This window comes from Methylacidiphilum sp. Yel, from assembly GCF_004421185.1.
GTDB lineage: Bacteria > Verrucomicrobiota > Verrucomicrobiia > Methylacidiphilales > Methylacidiphilaceae > Methylacidiphilum.
Genome location: NZ_LXQB01000010.1, coordinates 59,270 through 79,162, shown reverse-complemented (window position 1 = coordinate 79,162; position 19,893 = coordinate 59,270). Strand labels below are relative to the sequence as shown.

Genomic DNA, 19,893 nt, shown 5'->3' with positions numbered 1-19,893 from the left:
TTGCATGTCTTCCTTCTTTCACTAATTTTTTGAAAGGGCCAAGAGGGTCACATCATCAAAGGGAGCCGTTTCTTTACAAAAAAGTTTCAGTTGCTCAACAATCGCACTTAACACAATATCAGGATCTTTTTCAGACATCTCTTGAACAATTTTTTCAGCCCTTTCTCGACCAAAAAAGGCTCCTTCTTTATTGACCGCTTCGACAAGTCCATCTGTAAATAAAAGCAAAAAATCACCGCTTTGCAATTTTAGCTCATGCTCCTTAACCATTTTGTTGAATATTTTACCTTCGTCAATCCCTAAACAAATACCAGGCAGATCGATTTTTTCTATTTTGCCCTTGCGACAAAAAATGGGCATTTCATGACCGGCCCTGGCCATGGTTACTGTATTAAGTTTTTCATCTATAAAAAGATAAATTAAGGAAATAATGGTTTTCCCACAAATTTCTGGATAAAGAACTTCATTAAGTCTACAGAGAATCACCAAGGGCGATCTGATATGATCCACAAGAGAACGAATTGCTGCTCGACACATGCCACTTATTAAAAGGGAAGACAAACCTTTAGTAGCCACATCGCTTAACACAAGGGCACAGTGATGATCATCTATCCTGATTGAATCATAAAAATCTCCATTAAACTGGGAAGAAGGTATGGATCTAGCAGAAACTTTAAAACCCTTCAAGAAGTTTTCTATGTTGGGAACCCATCCTTTTTGAATTTCCCCAAAGAATCTGATCGTATCCTCTTTTAATTCACGCTGTAGACTATGGTTTTCTAGGAAAAAAAAGATTTGGTTTATCATCATAGCTATGATTTTTTTTAACCACTCTTCATTGCCTTCTTCCTTCAGCTCGGCGTAAAAGTATCCAATGGATATTCCATTTTTTTCTATGTTGGAAAAAAGCTTGTCCTTTTCATCTTTTTTTGTTTTCCCTTTTAAATTTGCCTTCAATTTTTCTAGGGAAATATCCCCTAATTGATAACAAGATTCCAACAGAGCTCTTTCAGGCAGGTTTTCCAGCCGCAACACTAAGCCTTTGGCTGAGATCAATTTCATAACTAGTTCCAATAGGCTCTGGATATTTTCTGATAGTGCTTTTTGAGAGGAAAGACTCTTTATATACTGAATAAGACTCTGATTGTATGCTTCGCTTTTTGTCAAATTGAGTTGCAATGATTTTCCCAGCAGTTTTTCATATATCCATAAGCCCATCACAAGGGCAAGAATGGAAATAAGAATAATACTACTGAACATCTTCTTTAGATGCCGACTTTCCTACCTCTTCTTTCAAGTAATCAACAAGATCTTGAAATTTCGTTTTGTTCCGTGGATCCAAATGGATCAAAAGCTCATGAGCTTCCAACATTGTCAGTGGCGTATCTTCTTTCCGGAGAGAATGTCTATCAAAAGGAGCAATGTGATCAGCAAAAGGAGCATTATCCCATTGCATCAAAATTTTAAATATCTTATCCAATCCAAGAGTTGCAATCGAATCCAAATTCTTTTTGCTAACATTGACAATTTTCAACTCACCCATGATTTGGTTAAACTTGATATGAATCCCCGCCAATGTCCCTAAAAAGGTACTGTCCATGTAGGTACATTCTTGAAGATCAACAATGAGCCGCCGAATGCCACTTTTTAACAATTGATTGTAAAACAATCTTAAAGAGTTGCATTTATCAAAAGAGCCCCACCCAACCACCTTCAGATAGCCGCAATCTTTTGTTAAAGCATAATAGAGCGAGCCATTACCTACATGAGGAATCATATCTAGTACATCTTTCCAAAAATAAAATTTTCTTATATTTTAATTTAACATAAATAAAATTCATTACCATTCCTATCTCCCCAATGCAATCTCCTTTTAAATTCTTTTTTTCTCTTCCTATATTGCTACTAAAATGGTTGATAGTTTTTACGTTACGACGGGTCTATCTCTTGTTCAAAGAGAACAGTTGATACATTTTTTTTTGCTATGTCTTCAACATTGTTAAGATCAAAAGCTATTGTTCTTGGCTCAGGGACTTCTCAAGGGGTTCCAATGATCGGATGCAGATGTGCCACCTGCCTATCGACAGATCCAAGAGATAAACGCACACGCTCCTCTCTTTATCTCACCGATGGTATCAGTTCGATTCTCATCGACACTACTCCCGAACTCCGTCTCCAATGTCTCAGAGAGAATATCCAAAATGTCCATGGTATTCTTTTTACCCATCAGCATGCCGATCATATTATGGGATTTGATGATTTGAGAAGATTTTGTGATATCATTGGCACTAGACTTCCTATTTATGCTTCTGAAGAGGTCATAGCTACATTAAAAAGAATCTTTCCCTATGCTTTTGATCCTTCGCTGGAAAAAAACGGCTATCTCCGAGTCATTCCCCATATTATTGAGGGAACTTTCCAAATTGGTAGCTTCACCATCCATCCATTTCCCTTACCACACGGCAAAATAACCACCTTGGGCTTTCTCTTTGAACAGGAGAAGAAAAAAATACTGGCTTATCTTGTCGATTGCAAAACTATACCTCAAACAATTATCGAAGGGCTTTTGGATGTCGAAGTTCTTATTATCGATGCTTTAAGAGACGAACCTCATCCCACCCATCTATGTACTTCAGAAGCCATAAAAATGGCTCAACGCATTGGCGCCAAAAAAACTTATTTTACCCACCTAACGCACCATAAATCCCATAAAGAGAGGCAAGCCTGCTTGCCTCCAAATATTTACGTAGCTTATGATGGACTTGAAATTGATCTTTAAAACGCATTTAATCATTAGGAAATAGTTTTTGAGAGAACAACCAACAAAACCCTCTAATTTTATGTTTATTGAAACGCATGCTCATCTTGATTTTCCACAATTTTCTAAAGATTTGGAAGCCGTCATTCAGCGGGCAATTGACAGTGGCATTGAAAAAATCATTACCGTTGGAACCAATCTTCAAAGTTCCAGAAAGGCTTTAAGCATAGCTGAGAGAATTCCAGCAGTTTGGGCTGCCGTTGGAATCCATCCGCTGGAAGCCCACAAAAGAGCTCAGCCTTTTGAAAAGGACCTTTCTGGTCTTTTGGAACATCCCAAAATCGTAGCTATAGGTGAAATTGGACTAGATTTTCACAAGTTTGACCCATCCTTGTCTCCAGCAGAAATCGAAGAGCAAAAAAAGATACAACAAGAGGTTTTTTTAAGTCAATTAGAACTGGCTAAAGAAGCCAAACTTAATGTCATCATTCACCAAAGAGCAGCGTTCCATGAAACCCTCTCTTTGTTATCTCCATATCAAGGTGTCTTAAGAGGAGTATTCCACTGTTTTGTTGGGACTTCCAAAGAAGCAAGCCTTCTTTTTAGTCAAGGCCACCTTGTTTCTTTTACAGGAATTATAACTTTCCCAAATGCTCAGGCCCTTAGGCAAACGGTCTTAGAAATACCACTTGAAAATATGATGCTGGAAACAGACTGTCCATTTCTTGCTCCTGTGCCTTATAGGGGCAAGCGGTCTGAGCCCTCTCATGTACGGATCATTGCTGATGAAATCGCTAAAATTAAAAAAATATCCCTCGAAGAAGTAGCTTTCCAGACCACCCGTAGGGCAAGTGAATTTTTTTCTTTTCAAAACTCTAAAAGAAACTGAAGGTTATTAAAATAAATTGTAATGCCTATGAATGCTTCGAACTATTCCCCTTTATCTTCAACCGCCTCGAGAACAGAAGAGAGCCAAGGGTCGTCGCAAAACGTTAAAAAATCCCTCCACAGAGCCTATTCGTCCGCAATTTTTGATGGTGTTGTTCGCTCTCCCAATCGTTCTATGTTCTATCCGCTGGGATTTTCTTCCTCAGACATGGCTCAAAAAGATCTCATTGGCATAGCCTCCACCTGGAGTCAACTAACCCCATGCAACATGCATATTGATAAACTTGCTAGAGAAGCAGCTTCAGGAGCCACTGAAGCTGGAGGGAAAACTCTGATATTCAATACGATTACTATCTCTGATGGGATTTCCATGGGGACCGCTGGCATGAAATATTCCCTTGTTTCTAGGGAAGTAATCGCTGATTCCATAGAAACGGTCGTTTGTTGTGAGGGGATGGATGGCATCGTCACCATTGGAGGTTGCGATAAGAATATGCCAGGATGCTTGATCGCTATTGCCCGATTAAACAGGCCCGCTGTCTTCGTTTATGGGGGCACAATACTCCCAGGATGTTATAAAGGAGAGAACCTCGACATTATTTCGGTTTTTGAAGCCGTAGGTTCTTTTTCTCAAGGAAAGCTTTCCAAAGAAGAGCTGCTTGCAATTGAGCAACATGCCATTCCAGGTCCTGGTTCCTGCGGGGGGATGTACACGGCAAACACTATGGCTTGCGCTATCGAAGCAATGGGGATGTCTCTTCCAAATAGTTCAACACACCCAGCTGTTTCGCTTGAGAAAATCGAGGATGCCAGGCTTGCAGGCAAAGCAGTATTACAGATGATCAATCAGGGGATAAGACCCAGAGATATATTAACCAAAAAAGCTTTTGAAAATGCCATCACTGTGGTTATTGCTCTAGGCGGATCAACGAATGCCGTCCTGCACCTCCTGGCTATTGCCCATGCCGCTGAGGTTGAACTGAGCCTTGAAGACTTTGACCGTATTGGACAGAAAGTCCCTGTCCTAGCCGATCTGAAGCCTTCAGGAAAACACTGCGTTGCTGATCTCTCTCAGATTGGAGGATTAACTCCATTATTGAAGAGGTTACTGGACAAAGGACTGCTGCATGGCGACTGTTTAACTGTGACTGGAAAGAGTCTTGCTCAAAACCTTGAAAATGTTGCGGACTATCCACCTTTTCAAACTATCATTCATGACTTTTCAAACCCGATTAAAAAGGATAGTCATCTAGTTATTCTACGGGGCAATCTGGCCCCAGAGGGAGCTGTGGCAAAAATAACGGGAATGGAAGGAAAGACCTTTACGGGCATTGCCCGACCTTTTGATTCTGAAGAACAGGCTTTGGAAAAAATCCTCGATGGGACGATTAAAAAAGGAGATGTTGTTGTCATTCGTTATGAAGGTCCCAAGGGAGGGCCAGGAATGCGAGAAATGCTTGCCCCTACTTCCGCTATTATGGGCAGAGGGCTGGGGAAGGAGGTGGCATTAATTACGGATGGAAGATTTTCTGGAGGCACCCACGGCTTTGTGGTTGGGCATATTTGTCCTGAAGCAGCTATTGGGGGACCTATTGCTCTTGTGGAAGAAGGAGATCAAATTACTATCGATGCAGAAAAAAAAGAAATTATACTGCATGTTACTCCAGAAGTCCTTCAAAAGAGACAATCCAAATGGGAGCCTCTCCCCTTACAGTGCCGCGGAGTCTTATATAAGTTTGCCAAAACAGTAAGCCAGGCCAATTTAGGCGCTGTTACCGATTTGTTGTAGTCCATTGGATGAACTGCTCTTTTGCTGGGGAGCCTGAAGCTAATTACTCCCACAATATGAACTCTAAAAGCCCTTTTGCCGTATTTCTAATTGTAGGCTCTTTGAGTCTATTCTCCCTACAAAGCTTCTTTGATGGTAAAACTAACGAAAATAGTCTAAGGGAGAGGAAAATCATTAACTTTTTTCTAGTCGAGTGTATTTTTCTTTTAGAATGAAATATTGCTCGGCTAAAGGCATTGTGGTCATTGGAGGAGGGCTTGCAGGATCTGAAGCAGCATGGCAGATTGCTAAAAGGGGGATTCCTGTTTTTCTTTATGAAATGCGGCCTTTTATACCAACAGGAGCCCATTCTGGAAGCAATCTTGCTGAAATTGTCTGCAGTAATTCTTTTGGTTCCAATCTACTGAGCCATGCTTCTGGTCTATTGCTTCAGGAATTGAGAATTCTAGACTCTTTGCTCATTTCCATTGCTGATAGTTGCTCGGTTTCAGCAGGAAAATCTCTTGCCGTAGACAGAGAAAGATTTTCTCAAGCGGTTACGCAACACATTTTAAAACAGCCCAACATTACTTTAATAAGAGAAGAGGTAGTAGATTTAACATTCGACTCGATTTGTATCCTAGCAACAGGCCCTTTGACAAGCCCTCGTCTTGCAGCAAGACTGGAAGCGTTGACCCAATCCAATTCCCTTTATTTTTATGATGCCTTATGTCCTATAGTCGATGCTCGCTCCATTGATTTCAGCTCTGCTTTTAAAGCTTCTCGGTACATGGACCCTGCCAATTCTGGTGATTATGTTAACTGTCCCCTTACAAAAGAGCAGTATTTAGAGTTAAGCCGACAACTAGCCAATGCAGAAAGAATCAAACTGCATGATTTTGAAAAAGAACTCTATTTTGAAGGCTGTCTGCCGATCGAGATCATGGCTAAAAGAGGAGAAGATACCCTGAGATTTGGCCCTCTTCGGCCTACGGGTCTGATCGATCCAAAGACAAACAAAAGGCCCTATGCCGTCGTCCAGCTACGACAAGATAATTTGGCAGCTTCGCTTTACAACATGGTTGGTTTCCAAACCAATCTTACTTACAAAGAACAAGATAGAATTTTTAGGATTATCCCTGCATTAAAAAATGCCGAATTTATTCGTTATGGCCAATTACACCGTAACACCTTTATTAATGCCCCCAGGCTGCTCCTCCCAACTCTTCAGTTCAAGGACAATCTGCTTTTATTTTTTGCAGGCCAACTCGCTGGCTTCGAAGGGTATGCAGGTAACATTGCTAGTGGATTAGTGGCAGGAATAAATGCCTCGAGGCTTCTTCAAGGGAAAGAGCCTGTGATTTTCCCAAGACAAACAATGATCGGCGAACTCCTCTGGTATATCTGCCATGCTGATCCGCTGCATTTTCAACCGATGAAAGCCAATTTCGGATTGTTCGATCTGACCGAAAAGAATCTACCTAAAGACAAAACTGCTAGAAACCTCTTTTTAAGTCAAAGAAGTCTAAGAAATATAGAAGCTTTCGTTCGGACTATCCTTGCCTAAATCTTTTTTCAATCGAGGTTGCTTAGAAAAAAAATCCCCTCGCTGCCGTGTGAATGAGACCTTTCGTCCCTTTATGTACAGAAAAGGGAGCGCTCTGAAATCCCGCCTTCCAGTTAAGGCCTGGCGTTCAATCAGCAAAGCGTTAGGTCCCTAATATTTCAAACATCGGAGGAAAGGCTAACATTCCAATCACGCACAGCGAAGGGAAATCTTTAAAAAATATCCTCCCTTATTCTCTAAAACTACAAGAAAGTTTTTTCCGTAACCCTTCCTTTAGTTTTATTACAATAGCGTTGACTTCTTCATCTGTCAAAGTGCGATCTTTGGCTCGAAAAGTTAAAGCATAAGCCAAGGACTTTTTCTCTTTAGGAATTCGAATCCCCTCTAGATCTTCAAAAAGATCAAAAAGCTCTACTGATTCAAGAAAAGGAACTTCTTGGTTTCGAATCTCTGTTAAGATTTCTTTATGCTTTAATTCCTTGTCCACAATCAATGCTATGTCCCTTCGAATGGATGGTTGAGTTGGAAGCGGTTTATAGGTGGGGAGTTGCTCACTTTCCCTTTTCCATCGTTCGATGCTATATTCAACATAATAACAGGGAAAATCGACTGCTAATCCTTCTAAGTCCTCTGAACGAACTAAAAACAACTCTTTACGATCTTCCTCCAAAAAACCCTTTTTTTGTTCTAGAAAATCCATCAGCTGCTTCAAATCATAAAAATCTATTTTTCGTTGTTTCATTGACCACTGTAGCATACGAGTTTCCAGTTGATTGGTTTCTCCTCCGACAAGAATGCCTAACCTTTGCTCTTCACACACCTTCCCCTTATTGTTAAAAAAAAGAGTGCCGATTTCAAATATCCTTATTTCCTTATTGCCTCGCCTCCAATTCGTATTGGCTACCTCAACCAAAGACCTCAAAAAAGATTTTCTGAGGACTACATGATAATTGCTTGCCGGATTGGATAGGGAAATTCTATCCTCCTCCTCCTTCTTTTCATCCACCACCAAGGGGATGGTCATGCATTCCTGATATCCTTTCGATGCCAGCACTTGTTTAAGCTCAAAGACCTTATCCCATTCCTTTTCTGTAGCTGATGGTGAAGCCAACCCAAAAGAAATCCGCGAGGGAATATCAGAAAGACCACGCAACCGTACCAGCTCTTCAATAAGATCCTCTTCTATTTCCAAATCGGATCTGAAAGAAGGAGCTTCCCAATAAGATTCCTTCTCTGTTTGATGCTTTAAGAGTAATCCCAAAGACTTGAGTTTTTCTTCTATTTCTGTTTGTGACCAAGACAAAGCAGTAAACTCCTCAAGCTTTTGTTTTCTAAGCCTGATGCTATTTTTGCTTGCCTCAATTTTTCCCTCTATGACACCTCCAACCAATTTCGCCCCAAGGACTTTTTCCAATAGCTCCACAGCCCTGATTCTCCCAGGAATTACCCCTTGCGGATCTACCCTTCTTGCAAATCGATAAGAGGCTTCGGTCACTATCCCCAGCCTATTGGATGTCTGTTGAATTGTAAAGGGCTCAAACCAAGCCGATTCTAGGAGAATCGATGTAGTAGAGCTGCTGACTGCCGAAGCCTTTCCTCCGATTACTCCTGCAAGAGCTTCTACCTGATGGGGGCTTGCAATAACCAAATCTCTTTCATCCAAAACATATTCTTTCCCATCTAATCCAACAAAAAGCTCACCTTTCTGGCCATCTCTTACAATAATGTTCTGGGAACCAAACCGTTCGGCATCGAAAGCATGAAGAGGCTGTCCAGTTTCAAGAAGAACATAATTCGTAATATCAACAACCGCATTGATTGGCTTAAAACCACTCGCTTTAAGCCTAGAAGCAAGCCAAGTAGGAGAAGGTCCAACCCTTATGTTCTCAATCCAGCATCCTGAATACAAAAGACATTTCTTCTTATTCTCTATCGTCACTTTTCCATAACGACTCATTAACCCTTCTCCAATGGATGCTAGCTGAAAAGCCCTTGAAGATTTTAGTTTCCCCACACCAAGAGCTGCAAGCTCTCTGGCAATCCCAATATAACAGAGCAGATCGGACCGATTCGGAGTGATCTCCAAATCAAGAATCGTGTCTTTTGGAAAGAAAGAGCTAAGGCTACTACCTAATGGAACTTCTTTTGATAAAATCATTATCCCTTCAGATTCCCCCGATAATCCTAGTTCCTTTTCAGAGCAGAGCATCCCGTAAGAAGTTTCGCCACGTATTTTTTTTACTCCAATCTGCAGACCTCTAGGCAAAACAGCCCCAGGTAAAGCTAAGACGACTCGATCTCCTACATCAAAATTTTTAGCGCCACATACAATACTGAGCTTATCTAAGCCAGTAAAGACCTCACACACCCTTAGTTTATCGGCGTTGGGATGCGGCCTCCAGCTCACTATTTCGCCTACTACTATCTTTTCATCTTCAATTCCTATCTCATTAACTTCCTCAACTTCCACTCCCCCTAATGTCAATTTTTCGACTATCAGAGCCAAAGGCTTTTCCAATTCAATATAATCTTTAAGCCAATTAAGAGATATTTTCATTGTTCTATTATCCTAAAACCTATACCAATTTTTTTCCCTCTAAATCCTTTCCCCATTTTCTACTTGATCTACTTGATTACAGATTTACTAAAAGCATTACTGGCTATTGGCGTTCGTTTTGTTTAAAGCCATGCATTAAACTAAAGAAAAATTAGTCAGAATGCCTAGATTAAAATTTCGATAATTTTGTTTTGATTTTTTTTTAAGATTAAGAGATAAAACCTACAAGTTTATTTATAATTTATTTTAAAAAATAATTAAAATAATTAATAGAATCCTAAGAGGAGGGAAAATGAAAAAAAATATAAAGCTTTGGGCTTTGAAAATCTTACGATGTGCGCTCCTTTGCTTAAGCATTGGATTTGGTTTTTCTGCTTTGCATCTGAAAGCCGAAGACAATGCATCGACCCTAGCGGAAGGAGATGAAATAGCGGTAGATAAAGATCATAGTTCAAAATACTTGGAAAATAAAAAGGCAATGGAAAAAGCTGGTGCTGAATCGAAGCGAATCGTTGGAGCCTGGTATATTGCCGGAGGAGCCGGAACTGCTTTTGTAGGCGCTAATGATGGCTTTACCAATCCCGGCGGACCCATTACTGTCAACACCAACTTTAGCACTGTTCTTGGAGTACTTGGTGGTTATCATTGGCTTGATACTGAAACCCATCTTGCATGGACAGTGGATGCTGAAGGCGCTTTCATAGGCACTGGACATTATCTGAGCCTGCCTAATATGAATACTGCCCTAAACATTGGTGCCCTAATGGTTAATGGCACTGTGGGTTATCATATTGGCAATTTTGAACCTTATATTGGTTTTGGAGTGGGAGCTGTTGTTGTCAACGCTGAAGTAGCCAATGCCAATATTGGGACAAATTGGGCTTTTGCCTTTCAACCCCTAGCCGGTGTGCGCTATTTCATCACTGCACACTGGTTGGCAGCCGCTCAATTTGAATGGATTTGGACGGATACCCTTTCAGGATATAATCTTGGAGCCACTCAGGTTACTATTGGCCATGCAATGATTCCATTAGGACTCTTAGCCATTGGCTATGCTTTCTGATTACAGAAAGAATAATTAACTGAAGCTGAAAGGGGCATCTACAATGTTGTCTTTTTTCTCCACACCGCCTGATAACAAATAATGCCCCTTTCTTTAAACCTTTTTTGGAATAGGCTTTCAGGATATTCGGAAGGCAATGATAGTGGTTTTTCTTCAAAATATCCTGAAAGAAGAAAAAGTTTTTCACTCCAAAGAAAATATTCTCTGTTATCAGTTAGTAGTCGGCATATCCCATTGGGTTTAAGCACATCGGCTATTGCTTGAACAACGGGAGCTTTGATGGATCTTCGTTTATGGTGCCTTCTCTTTGGCCAAGGATCAGGGAAAAGAATATGTATTTCGTCGACTGAAGAAGGCATACAATGCCTTAATAAAAATTGTTCCCAGCAACAATGAACAACCCTAAGGTTTTTTAAATTTAAACGTCTAGCTTTTGAAGCTATTTTTCGTACCCTGCTAATTTTTTTTTCTATGGCAAAAAGACAGGCTTGGGGATTTTTCATTGCATAATCAATAATAAAAGACCCTTCTCCAGCCCCTAAATCCAGCATCAAAGAGCCGTTGGCACCAAAGATACTGGAAAGGTCCATTGCCCCCTCAGCATGGGGCGTAGAAAAAATCCAATAATCTAATGGAGGGATGCTGTCCATCCTCTCCAGACTGTCGCAACCCCCCTCTCCCATTCTTTTCCTTCTTTTCTTAAGAAATTAACCCTACAAAAGAAAAATTAAAAAGGTTATAAAACATGCTGACTCATATTAAAGATGAAAAATCAAATATGCTTGCAATCGTTTTCATCTTTAACATGATACCCTTCGTCGATCCTTTTTATATTGACCATATGTTTTTTGTGATAGGCTTCGAAAAGATCTTCTGGACTCATCCCTAAAAGTTGGGCTGTGGAAACAAGAAAGTGCAACAGATCGATGACCTCAACGCGGGCATTCTGTAGGTCAAATTTTTGATATTTCGCCCACCATTTCCATGGAATACTGTCGACCAGTTCGGCCAGCTCCTGCCCAATGGCTCGAGTATAATTCAAAAGCCACTGTATTCGAGTTTCCTGATCCATAGTCGTAGGATCAACCCCTATTTTTAGATTCAGTTTTTTTTGTAGTTCAAATATTTGGTCTAATTTGTCTAGACTTTGCATTTTTGTTATTATTGTGGCAAAGTGAGTAGGAAAGGATCAATCAAAAAAGTATTTCCTTTCTTCTTGATTCAGAAAACGGCAATTTTTTTCTTTCCCAAAGAGCTTGTATCGATTTTTAGCAATTAGTCTATAGAGTTTATTTAAAAACGAAGTGGGGAAAAAAGAAAGCAGAAGTCCTAACAAATAAAACCCAGTAAGGCTTTTTAGAATCTCCACAACAGCTTGCGATTCAATGAAAAATTCCCATGTATGTTTCTTCGCGTTATAACGACAGAGAACTATAGAATCGGCTATTTTCGCCTCAGGACTCATGAGCCATTGGAATTTTTCAAACAATTTTCCTTGTCTTGGGGCAAACAAAAAAGAATGTTTTTTATCTTTTCTTAACACAAAGGATACAAAAGAATTGCATAAAACACATATTCCATCAAAAAAGATAATTTGTTTGTCTTTTTTTTCAGAGATAAAAGCATTAAAATCCACAATTTATAATATCCTAGTGAAGATTCAAAGGAAAGGGGGGCGAAATGGTATGAGAACTAGCAAAGCAAAAAATTATCGAAACAAAGAACTTCCATTTTCTTTTTTTTAATTGCAATTAGATTTCCATGACCATATTCAGTGTTGTTCTTCCGGTCTATAACGAAGAAAAAATCATTCAAGAAGTCTCTCGATCTATCTGCCAGTTTTCTATGCAACATCCTCGATACGAATTTATTTTTGTTAATGATGGCTCTACAGATAACACTGGAAATTTGTTGAAAGCCGTTTTAAAAGAATTTGCCTCTGCTCATGTGCAACTTATCGATTACAAGACCAACAAAGGCAAAGGCTATGCTATAAAAGAAGGCTTCCGGCACACCCATGGAGACAATTTCTGTTTTCTAGATGGGGATTTAGCTTATCCTTTAGATTACCTGCCTTTGTTTGAAGAAAAACTACAAAGTTGTGATATTGCCATTGGCAGCAGAGTATCGGAAAAAAAGGGTTTTTGTTTGGAACGGAGTTTAAGAAGAAAATTTCTTGGCTACTGTTTTAACAAACTGGTTGGTTTCATACTTGACCTGCCTTATTCGGATACACAAGCCGGTCTGAAAGCCTTTCGGAGAACTGTAGCTGAAAAGTTATTTAAATTGCAAAGAATTGAAGGTTTTTCTTTTGATGTGGAACTGATTTTTCTTGCAAGAAAATTAGGATATAAAGTTGAAGAAATTCCTGTTAAAGTCTCTGCCACACACTCTTATAAGCATTCGAAAATCAAACTTTTTGGTGATTCCCTTCGGATGTTAAAGGAGTTGGTGCAAATCAAATATTTTGCAAACAAAGGGGAATATGATCGGCAAAATCTATTTGAACTTTGATCTCGAAGAATTTGATATTCCTTGCGAGTACGGGCATTACTTAAAAGAAAAAGAACAGATTCAGGTGTCCAATGAAGGCGCAGAGACTCTCTTGGAGTTACTCCAAAAAAAAGGGATAAAAGTCACTTTTTTTACAACGGCATCTTTTGCTTTAAAAAAAACCGAACTTATTAAAACTATTCTAGCGTTTGGACACGAAATCGCATCGCATGGATTAAGCCACAATCCTATCGGGAAAGATGAAGAACTTCACCTTTCAAAGAAAATCCTAGAAGATATCTGCTCAGTTCAAATTCTTGGATATCGAAGTCCTAGATTCAGAGCTGTAAATTACCAATCACTTATTTGTTCTGGGTATAAATACAACTCATCGATCAATCCTACCTGGCTACCTGGTAGATACAATTATTTATCATTCCCAAGAAAAATTTTTTGCGAGCAGGGCCTTGTTCAAATACCAATTTCGACTACTCCCTTGTTTCGTATTCCTCTTTGTTGGCTCTCCTTTAAAAATATCCCTTTATCCTTATTCAAAACCTTTTCCCTCTGGACATTACAGGAAAAAGGCTATCTCAATATTTTTTTTCACCCATGGGAATTTGCCAATATCCAGCAATATCCCATTCCTAGAATAGCAAAAGCGATCGATGGCCTGGTTCTTTTACAAAGACTCGAGGCATACATTTCTTGGCTGCAATCTTTAGAGGTAAAGTTTTGTACTCTAAATGATGTTCTTCAGAAAGAAAGGCCTGTAGAACAGTTATGAAAAGTTCTTATTTGGCCTTTGCCAACATTATCCTTTGGTCAGTCTTACTTCTTTCCCTCAGCCTTCTTATATTCCATAATCCACAAAGTCGAACCGTTACTCTGGCTTATGTTCAAGCCTCTACAAGGTTTTTACAAAAAGTCCCTCTTTACGAATCTAGTGGAATTCATGGGTTTCTCTATTTTCCTCATTTTGCCCTTTTTTTTACTCCCTTTGCCCTTCTGCCCCCAATTCCAAGAGAAATATTATGGAGAATATTCTCCCTTTTGATATTTGTTGGGGCAGTCCGAAAACTCACAACCTCTTTTTTCCCGCTCCATCAGGATAAGATCTTTTTCTATTTTTCCCTACTTATCTTGTTCAGTGCACTAGCATCAATCCGAAATGGACAAACTAATCTAGCTCTTAGTGGCTCCTTAGTGCTTTCATTTTTGGCCTGTGGGGAAAAAAATTGGCTAAAAGCAGCCTTTTTTTTCTTCCTAAGCTTGATCCTCAAACCCATCGCGCTGTTTCCTTTTGTTTATGCGACCATTTTTTATCCTTCTTTCAAAAAAACTGCTTTTTGGCTCTTCCTGCTCTTTGTTCTCTTCCCCTTTTTCTTTTGCTTAGATCATCCACTTTACATTATAGAACAGTACCTGCTTTTTATGAAGCGGATGACAACGGTTTCCCAACCAAACGTAGCAAACTTTGCAGATATTCAAGGACTCTTCCATCTCGTACATGGGGAACTTCCTTTTGTCCTTTCTCTGCTGATCCGCAGCTTAGCAGCCATAGGGATAATTCTTTTAGCTTTTAGGCTTAAAAGATGGAGTAAAAGTCCGTTGTTTTTTTCTATGCTTCTTTATTCTTTTTCTACCGCTTATTTACTCCTCTGCAATCCTCGCACAGAACTGAATTCCTATGTCTTTCTTGGACTCGCACTGAGTTTCTTCTGCCTCTACTTTTTATTTGTTGAAAAACAAAAAACAATTGGACTCTTCTTGCTAGCTTTGCAACCTTTCCTAGGCATAGAAGCTTTTGGGAAAAGATGGGTAGAGATTGGACTCTGGCTTAAACCGCTGATTTGTCTTTTTTCTCAGATCCTTTTAAGCTGGCAACTCTTTAAAGATAAAGAACAATCAAAACCTACCCTCGAATCAAATCCGAATAGCCAATCCTCTCTCCTTTAAGTATTTTTTTAACTCGGCTATATGGATTTCACCACGATGGAATACGCCTGCAGCTAGGACAGCATCTGCTTGGCCAATTTCCAGGGCTAGTGCAAAATCCTCCATTTTCCCTGCCCCTCCGCTGGCTACTACTGGAACCGAAACTGTATGTGATAAGCTCCTAATTAAATCTAGATCGTAGCCCTCCTTCATTCCATCAGCATCAATGCTATTTATAACTATTTCTCCAGCCCCCATTTCCACCCCCTTCATAGCCCATGAGCCAACTTCCCAAGGCGTTTCTTTTCTGCCGCCATGACTAAATACTTTCCATATATTAGTTTGTTTCCGTTTGGCATCGATAGATAAAACAATACATTGAGAACCAAATTTCTTCGCTCCATCTGCAATGAGTGAGGGATTTTCCAAGGCTGCGGTATTCAAACTGACCTTGTCGGCTCCAGAAAGTAAAACTTGCCTTATATCTTCTAGGGTTCGAATCCCACCGCCAGCAGTGATGGGGATGAAGCAGCGACGGGCTACTGATTCTAGAACGTTCAGTAACACCCCTCTGCCTTCATGACTAGCGGTTATATCATAAAAGACGATCTCATCAGCCCCCTCTTCGTTATATTTCAAAGCCAAAAGGGTCGGGTCTCCTACATCGGTCAGTTCTCCCAATTCGGCTCTTCCAAATTTTTTCCCACGCGTGACTCTCCCCGCATGAACATCCAGACAGGGAATAATTCTTTTTGCAAGCATACAGGGAAAATAATGTTGAAAACAAAGCCTTTTGTCTATCTATTCCTTGCACAAAGCAGAGATTTTCTTTCGAAGCAAGTTTTGCCTTATGGCTTCGTAAAGGATGATTGAGACGCAATTAGCTAAATTGAGGCTACGCACTGAAGGGTTAAGAATAGGTATCGAAAAAATGGACTGAGGACTCAAAGAAAGAATCCTTCGGGAAAGGCCCCTTGTTTCTCGTCCGAAGACAAAAATGTCATGAGGTTGAAAAGAAGCTGTAAAATAAGGAGGATAAGTACCCGTTTCAAAAAAAAACAATCTCCGTTCCCTTTGTTTTTCTAAAAAGAAATCCCACCCCTTCCATAGAAATATTTTAACCGCTTTCCAATAATCTAACCCTGCCCTTTTCATTGCCACATTGTCCAAAGAAAAACCGAGAGGCTCGATAAGATGCAGTTCAGAATTTGTGGCAGCACATATTCTTGCAATGTTGCCCGTATTTTGAGGAATTTGAGGAGCAACAAGCACTATTCCAAAACCAAATCCATCACCTTCCATACTGAAATAAAAAGCTAACGATTCCCCGCACCTAGCAAATGGTGCGGGGAATACAAACTCATTATATTTTTTTCTTTATTCCTTTACAGAAAAGTTCATTGAAAGCAACTACAATTAGGGCTAAAAAGAGTGCATATATTCCCATCCACAGGTTCATTGGGATATGCCCCGGAGTGGATAGCCTTGCAACAATATACCCAATCCAAAGGGTACCCCAAAAGGGAAGGAGGCTTTGGCTTGAAGTGGTCTGATCAGATTCTTTCGTCCTCATAAGCAAAAGCAGAGCGAGGGCAATCAAACTGCCATCAGCTATCAACAAATAGAAGTTCCTCTGCACAATTCTCTGGAATATGAAAAGATGATCTGCCCCGGCTCTAGCTGTCATTTCATAAAAATAAGCCAAAAGCGCAGGTACAGCTATCCAGCAATACACTAAAGCAAAAAGACGGAGTAGAGGAACAATATCAATCCCTCCTTTTTTTAAAGTATGCTCCCTATTCTGAACTATTAAAGGTTCAGGCATATAAATCCTCCTTTCATTTATTATTTTAATACATTGAATATTGATATTATCTTATATTATGTCAAATAAAAATATATTTAGATATTATTATACATTAAAATTATTATAATTATTCTAAATAAACTAATAGACTAATAAATTATTTTAATGATTTATCTCCATATCCGGAGGATAATCGACTTTCATGAGATACAAGCCCCATGGAGGGGCAGAGGCAGGAGAAAGCTTCCTATTTTTGCTTTCAAAAATCACTTTTAACTTTTCAAGATCCAATCGACCTAATCCTATTTTCACTAACGCTCCTACAATATTTCTGACCATTCTATAAAGAAACCCATCGGCTTTGATCGTAAAAAGGCACAATTGCCCTTGGACGGTAAAGCCACAGTCGAAAACAGTCTTTGTTGTATCTTTCAAGACAAAACCAGGGTAGCTAACAAAAGAAGCAAAATCTTTTTTGCCTACAAAAAGCCTTGTAGCTTCATTCATCCCTTTTATGTCCAGCTGCCTTGGAATATGCCAGGCTCGCCAGAGATAAAAAGGATCCATCACTGGATCATTCCATATCCAATATTGATATGTTTTGGAAATGGCATGAAAACGGGCATGAAACTCTTTAGAGACAACTCGAACATGTAAAACCCTAATTGTATCAGGTAAATAATAATTCAATGCTCGTTGTACTACCTCTGCCTCATGTTTTCTGGGAGCGATAAAAGAAGCGACCTGCCCCTTGGCATGAACGCCAGCATCCGTCCTGCTAGCTCCCTCAACATGAATGTTTGTTTCCCATATTTTAGCTACAGCTTCTTCAAGAAAGCGCTGGACTGTAGGTAATTGGCCTTGCTTTTGCCAGCCCCGAAAGCCAGTACCGCAATAAGAAAGAATTAACTTATAACCGACTAAAGGAAGATTCAATGTGGCCGACCCAAGAGATAAGAAAATCCGATCATTCCGCCCAACTCATTAACCCCAATATTTCTGCTTGCCATGTCCGCATTAGACATATGATGAAAAAGAAGCTCAAAATTAAAAGACCAATGCGTATCAAGCATGTATCTGCAACCAGCACCCAATTGTGGGGTAAATTCTATTACCTGTCCAACCATTGATTGAGTCTTGACCGTATAGGCATCGTTATAAACGAATCCTAAGCCTCCTTCAATAAAAGGGATAAAACGACTATCAGGCTGTACAAAATTGTACCTAACCATAATTTGAGGACCTATAACAGTACTGCCAAAGCCTTTTTCTATGGCGCTAGCATAAAGGCCAACAAGCAATTCGAGATTCCCGCGCAAAATGCCCCCTTTGTCCGGAGTAGTCAACATCCACCCCCAATAGGTTAAGGTGGGAATTTCATTAAAAGTATATCTTCCATTACCAGAACCTGTAGAAAAAAGGCCTCCAGCCATAAACATAATTTCGTTAGCACCTTCTTTGAAAAGAGCCACTTCTGGAATTTCTTCTGTCTTCAAAGAAACATTTTCTACTTTCTGCCCACTTCCTTCTGAATAGTTAGCTCCTCCAGGATTAGCCTTCAAAAGCATAGGCAATAAAATAGCCAAGCCTAGTAGAAAAGAACATAAAAAGCGCATCTGTTTTCTCTTATCAAAATGTTAAACAACACTTCTTGCTTTTTTTTCTTTTAAAAGCAGCCCATCCAAGTAGGATTGTAGTACAACTGCAGCCGCACAACTGTCAATCCTTCTTTTCTTTTCTTTTCCGTGGCAGCCTCTTTCAGTCAATAGTCTATCTGCAAGCTTCGTGCTCAGTCTCTCGTCTTGAAATTCCACAGGGATTTGAATCCATTGCCTAAGTTTAAAGACAAACTGTTTGACCTTTTCTGCCGCAATCCCATAGGAACCATCCATGTTTCTTGGTAAACCGACAATAATAAGGCTAACTTCAAACTGCCTTATCGTTTCTTTAAGCTTTCCAATAAACTTTCCAAATGGTTCAGCCTGCAATGGATCCAGAGGAACAGCAATGGACAATGTCTCATCACTGATGGCTAATCCAATATGCTTCGTTCCATAATCTAAGGACAAAATAGACATTGTTTCTACTTTTTCCTTTCACAATGATTAATTATCTTTTTGCTCTTGATGAATACTTTTTGCAAGCGAAAAAGCAAACTCCTTAAATTTCTCTAAGGTACTTTTGCCTTCCACGATCCGAGCTAATTCATCAACTAACGCGCTACCCACGACCACTCCATCGGCATAGGATGCTACTGTTTTTGCCTGATGCGGAGTCGAGACTCCAAAACCAACACAAAGTGGCACTTTGCTTAAAGTTTCCATGGATTTTACCAATTCATAAGCTTCCTTAGAAAGTTCTTTTTGTAAGCCAGTGATGCCGTTACGCGAAACGCAATAAAGAAATCCCCTGGTTCTTTCCGCTATCCTCTTTTTTCTAAGCGGAGAGGTTGCAGGGGTAACAAGCAAAATTCGATCTAATTTTTTTTCCAAAAAATTGATTCCCTCAAGAGATTCTTCCGGGGGTAGATCGACGATCAATACCCCATCTGCACCATTATCATAGGCTTGAGCAGCAAACCGTTCTATGCCATAACGAAAAATTGGGTTTAAATAGGAAAAAAGAACAATTGGAATATTCGATTTCTTTCGGATGATATTCAAAAGAGAAAAAACCCGATCGATATGCATTCCCCCCTTTAGAGCTCGGAAAGCCGACTGTTGGATTATGGGGCCATCCGCTAAAGGATCTGAAAAGGGGATACCTACTTCTAAGATATCTGCCCCAGCTTCCTCAAGAATTTCCACTATATTAAGGAATACTTCAGGAGTTGGATCTCCAGCCATTACAAATGGAATAAAAGCTTTGATTCTATCCTTCTGTAATTCTAAAAAAGTCTTTTCAATTCTGCCTATCATATTGAATTTTCCTTATAAGTAAAATTTATCAGTAATCTAGCTTAAAAAAAGACAAACATATAGGGTGGCTCTTGCTATCTATTCAGCAAAAAATCTGGCATCCAAGCAGTCGCTGCTTTTCTCTTTCCTTCTAAGC

The 19,893-nt window shown here is 39.7% G+C and carries 21 protein-coding genes and 1 other RNA gene; 8 read left to right on the top strand and 14 right to left on the bottom strand.

From position 1 onward, the window contains the following. Nucleotides 1-21 precede the first annotated feature (21 nt). Both A7Q09_RS01495 and A7Q09_RS01490 read right to left on the bottom strand, forming a co-directional pair. Nucleotides 22-1,260 carry a PP2C family protein-serine/threonine phosphatase gene (locus A7Q09_RS01495; protein ID WP_134389560.1) on the bottom strand — a complete coding sequence of 413 codons (1,239 nt, stop codon included), beginning with the start codon at nucleotides 1,258-1,260 and terminating at the stop codon, nucleotides 22-24. Further along, nucleotides 1,250-1,777, bottom strand: coding sequence for an STAS domain-containing protein (locus A7Q09_RS01490; RefSeq protein ID WP_134389559.1), 528 nt, complete (start codon nucleotides 1,775-1,777; stop codon nucleotides 1,250-1,252). The genes A7Q09_RS01495 and A7Q09_RS01490 overlap by 11 nt, the downstream gene beginning before the upstream one ends. 207 nt (nucleotides 1,778-1,984) lie before the next feature. Here A7Q09_RS01490 and A7Q09_RS01485 point away from each other — a divergent pair, with 207 nt between their 5' ends. The 4 genes from A7Q09_RS01485 (at nucleotide 1,985) to trmFO (ending at nucleotide 6,981) form a co-directional block, all read left to right on the top strand. Beyond that, nucleotides 1,985-2,779, top strand: a complete 795-nt coding sequence (locus A7Q09_RS01485; RefSeq protein ID WP_134389558.1) for an MBL fold metallo-hydrolase — start codon at nucleotides 1,985-1,987, stop codon at nucleotides 2,777-2,779. Nucleotides 2,780-2,840: 61 nt separating this feature from the next. Continuing rightward, nucleotides 2,841-3,647 (top strand): TatD family hydrolase, encoded by an 807-nt coding sequence (locus A7Q09_RS01480; RefSeq protein WP_134389557.1) that lies wholly within the window; start codon nucleotides 2,841-2,843, stop codon nucleotides 3,645-3,647. A 21-nt stretch (nucleotides 3,648-3,668) separates the two neighbouring features. Next, on the top strand, nucleotides 3,669-5,435 hold the full coding sequence (gene ilvD / locus A7Q09_RS01475; protein ID WP_134389556.1) for a dihydroxy-acid dehydratase: 1,767 nt from the start codon (nucleotides 3,669-3,671) through the stop codon (nucleotides 5,433-5,435). A gap of 211 nt (nucleotides 5,436-5,646) precedes the next feature. Next, the gene (gene trmFO, locus A7Q09_RS01470) at nucleotides 5,647-6,981 is read left to right on the top strand and encodes a methylenetetrahydrofolate--tRNA-(uracil(54)-C(5))-methyltransferase (FADH(2)-oxidizing) TrmFO (RefSeq protein WP_134389555.1); all 1,335 of its coding nucleotides are present in this window, start codon (nucleotides 5,647-5,649) and stop codon (nucleotides 6,979-6,981) included. 30 nt (nucleotides 6,982-7,011) lie between these two features. On the opposite strand, the gene ssrS is transcribed toward trmFO, so the two are convergent. Further along, nucleotides 7,012-7,191: non-coding RNA, 6S RNA (ssrS, locus tag A7Q09_RS01465), on the bottom strand. A 19-nt stretch (nucleotides 7,192-7,210) separates the two neighbouring features. After that, entirely contained in the window at nucleotides 7,211-9,538 is a 2,328-nt protein-coding gene (pheT, locus tag A7Q09_RS01460) for a phenylalanine--tRNA ligase subunit beta (protein ID WP_134389554.1), read from the bottom strand. Between the two features lie 292 nt (nucleotides 9,539-9,830). Here pheT and A7Q09_RS01455 point away from each other — a divergent pair, with 292 nt between their 5' ends. Then, nucleotides 9,831-10,601: an outer membrane beta-barrel protein gene (locus A7Q09_RS01455; protein WP_134389553.1), complete on the top strand. Its 771-nt coding sequence runs from the start codon at nucleotides 9,831-9,833 to the stop codon at nucleotides 10,599-10,601. Nucleotides 10,602-10,639: 38 nt separating this feature from the next. Here the strand turns inward: A7Q09_RS01455 and A7Q09_RS01450 are convergent, their stop codons facing one another. From A7Q09_RS01450 to A7Q09_RS01440, 3 genes are all read right to left on the bottom strand, one after another. Further along, the gene (locus A7Q09_RS01450; RefSeq protein WP_134389552.1) at nucleotides 10,640-11,284 is read right to left on the bottom strand and encodes a tRNA (guanosine(46)-N(7))-methyltransferase TrmB; all 645 of its coding nucleotides are present in this window, start codon (nucleotides 11,282-11,284) and stop codon (nucleotides 10,640-10,642) included. An 89-nt stretch (nucleotides 11,285-11,373) separates the two neighbouring features. Next, complete coding sequence (locus A7Q09_RS01445) at nucleotides 11,374-11,754, bottom strand: dUTPase (RefSeq protein ID WP_134389551.1); 381 nt, start codon at nucleotides 11,752-11,754, stop codon at nucleotides 11,374-11,376. 36 nt (nucleotides 11,755-11,790) lie between these two features. Then, nucleotides 11,791-12,237 carry a thiol-disulfide oxidoreductase DCC family protein gene (locus tag A7Q09_RS01440; protein ID WP_134389550.1) on the bottom strand — a complete coding sequence of 149 codons (447 nt, stop codon included), beginning with the start codon at nucleotides 12,235-12,237 and terminating at the stop codon, nucleotides 11,791-11,793. A gap of 125 nt (nucleotides 12,238-12,362) precedes the next feature. On the opposite strand from A7Q09_RS01440, the gene A7Q09_RS01435 reads away from it, so the two are divergent. From A7Q09_RS01435 to A7Q09_RS01425, 3 genes are read left to right on the top strand one after another with little or no spacing between them, the layout of a single operon-like run. Further along, complete coding sequence (locus tag A7Q09_RS01435; RefSeq protein ID WP_134389549.1) at nucleotides 12,363-13,115, top strand: glycosyltransferase; 753 nt, start codon at nucleotides 12,363-12,365, stop codon at nucleotides 13,113-13,115. After that, nucleotides 13,087-13,881: a polysaccharide deacetylase family protein gene (locus tag A7Q09_RS01430; RefSeq protein ID WP_134389548.1), complete on the top strand. Its 795-nt coding sequence runs from the start codon at nucleotides 13,087-13,089 to the stop codon at nucleotides 13,879-13,881. The genes A7Q09_RS01435 and A7Q09_RS01430 overlap by 29 nt, the downstream gene beginning before the upstream one ends. Continuing rightward, nucleotides 13,878-15,053: a glycosyltransferase family 87 protein gene (locus A7Q09_RS01425; protein WP_134389547.1), complete on the top strand. Its 1,176-nt coding sequence runs from the start codon at nucleotides 13,878-13,880 to the stop codon at nucleotides 15,051-15,053. Before A7Q09_RS01430 ends, A7Q09_RS01425 begins: the two co-directional genes overlap by 4 nt. On the opposite strand, the gene hisF is transcribed toward A7Q09_RS01425, so the two are convergent. The 7 genes from hisF to trpA form a co-directional block, all read right to left on the bottom strand. Next, a complete protein-coding gene (gene hisF, locus A7Q09_RS01420) occupies nucleotides 15,021-15,794 on the bottom strand; it encodes an imidazole glycerol phosphate synthase subunit HisF (RefSeq protein ID WP_134389546.1) in 774 nt (257 codons plus the stop codon). The genes A7Q09_RS01425 and hisF overlap by 33 nt on opposite strands. Before the next feature lie 39 nt (nucleotides 15,795-15,833). Further along, nucleotides 15,834-16,334 (bottom strand): tRNA (cytidine(34)-2'-O)-methyltransferase, encoded by a 501-nt coding sequence (locus A7Q09_RS01415; protein ID WP_134389545.1) that lies wholly within the window; start codon nucleotides 16,332-16,334, stop codon nucleotides 15,834-15,836. Nucleotides 16,335-16,395: 61 nt separating this feature from the next. After that, on the bottom strand, nucleotides 16,396-16,857 hold the full coding sequence (locus A7Q09_RS01410; protein ID WP_134389544.1) for a hypothetical protein: 462 nt from the start codon (nucleotides 16,855-16,857) through the stop codon (nucleotides 16,396-16,398). Nucleotides 16,858-17,001: 144 nt separating this feature from the next. Beyond that, entirely contained in the window at nucleotides 17,002-17,775 is a 774-nt protein-coding gene (gene truA / locus A7Q09_RS01405; protein ID WP_134389543.1) for a tRNA pseudouridine(38-40) synthase TruA, read from the bottom strand. Beyond that, on the bottom strand, nucleotides 17,772-18,455 hold the full coding sequence (locus A7Q09_RS01400) for an acyloxyacyl hydrolase (protein ID WP_134389542.1): 684 nt from the start codon (nucleotides 18,453-18,455) through the stop codon (nucleotides 17,772-17,774). The genes truA and A7Q09_RS01400 overlap by 4 nt, the downstream gene beginning before the upstream one ends. Before the next feature lie 21 nt (nucleotides 18,456-18,476). Then, the gene (gene ruvX, locus A7Q09_RS01395) at nucleotides 18,477-18,917 is read right to left on the bottom strand and encodes a Holliday junction resolvase RuvX (protein WP_134389541.1); all 441 of its coding nucleotides are present in this window, start codon (nucleotides 18,915-18,917) and stop codon (nucleotides 18,477-18,479) included. Between the two features lie 27 nt (nucleotides 18,918-18,944). Continuing rightward, nucleotides 18,945-19,757 carry a tryptophan synthase subunit alpha gene (gene trpA / locus A7Q09_RS01390; RefSeq protein WP_134389540.1) on the bottom strand — a complete coding sequence of 271 codons (813 nt, stop codon included), beginning with the start codon at nucleotides 19,755-19,757 and terminating at the stop codon, nucleotides 18,945-18,947. Between the last annotated feature and the right edge of the window lie 136 nt (nucleotides 19,758-19,893).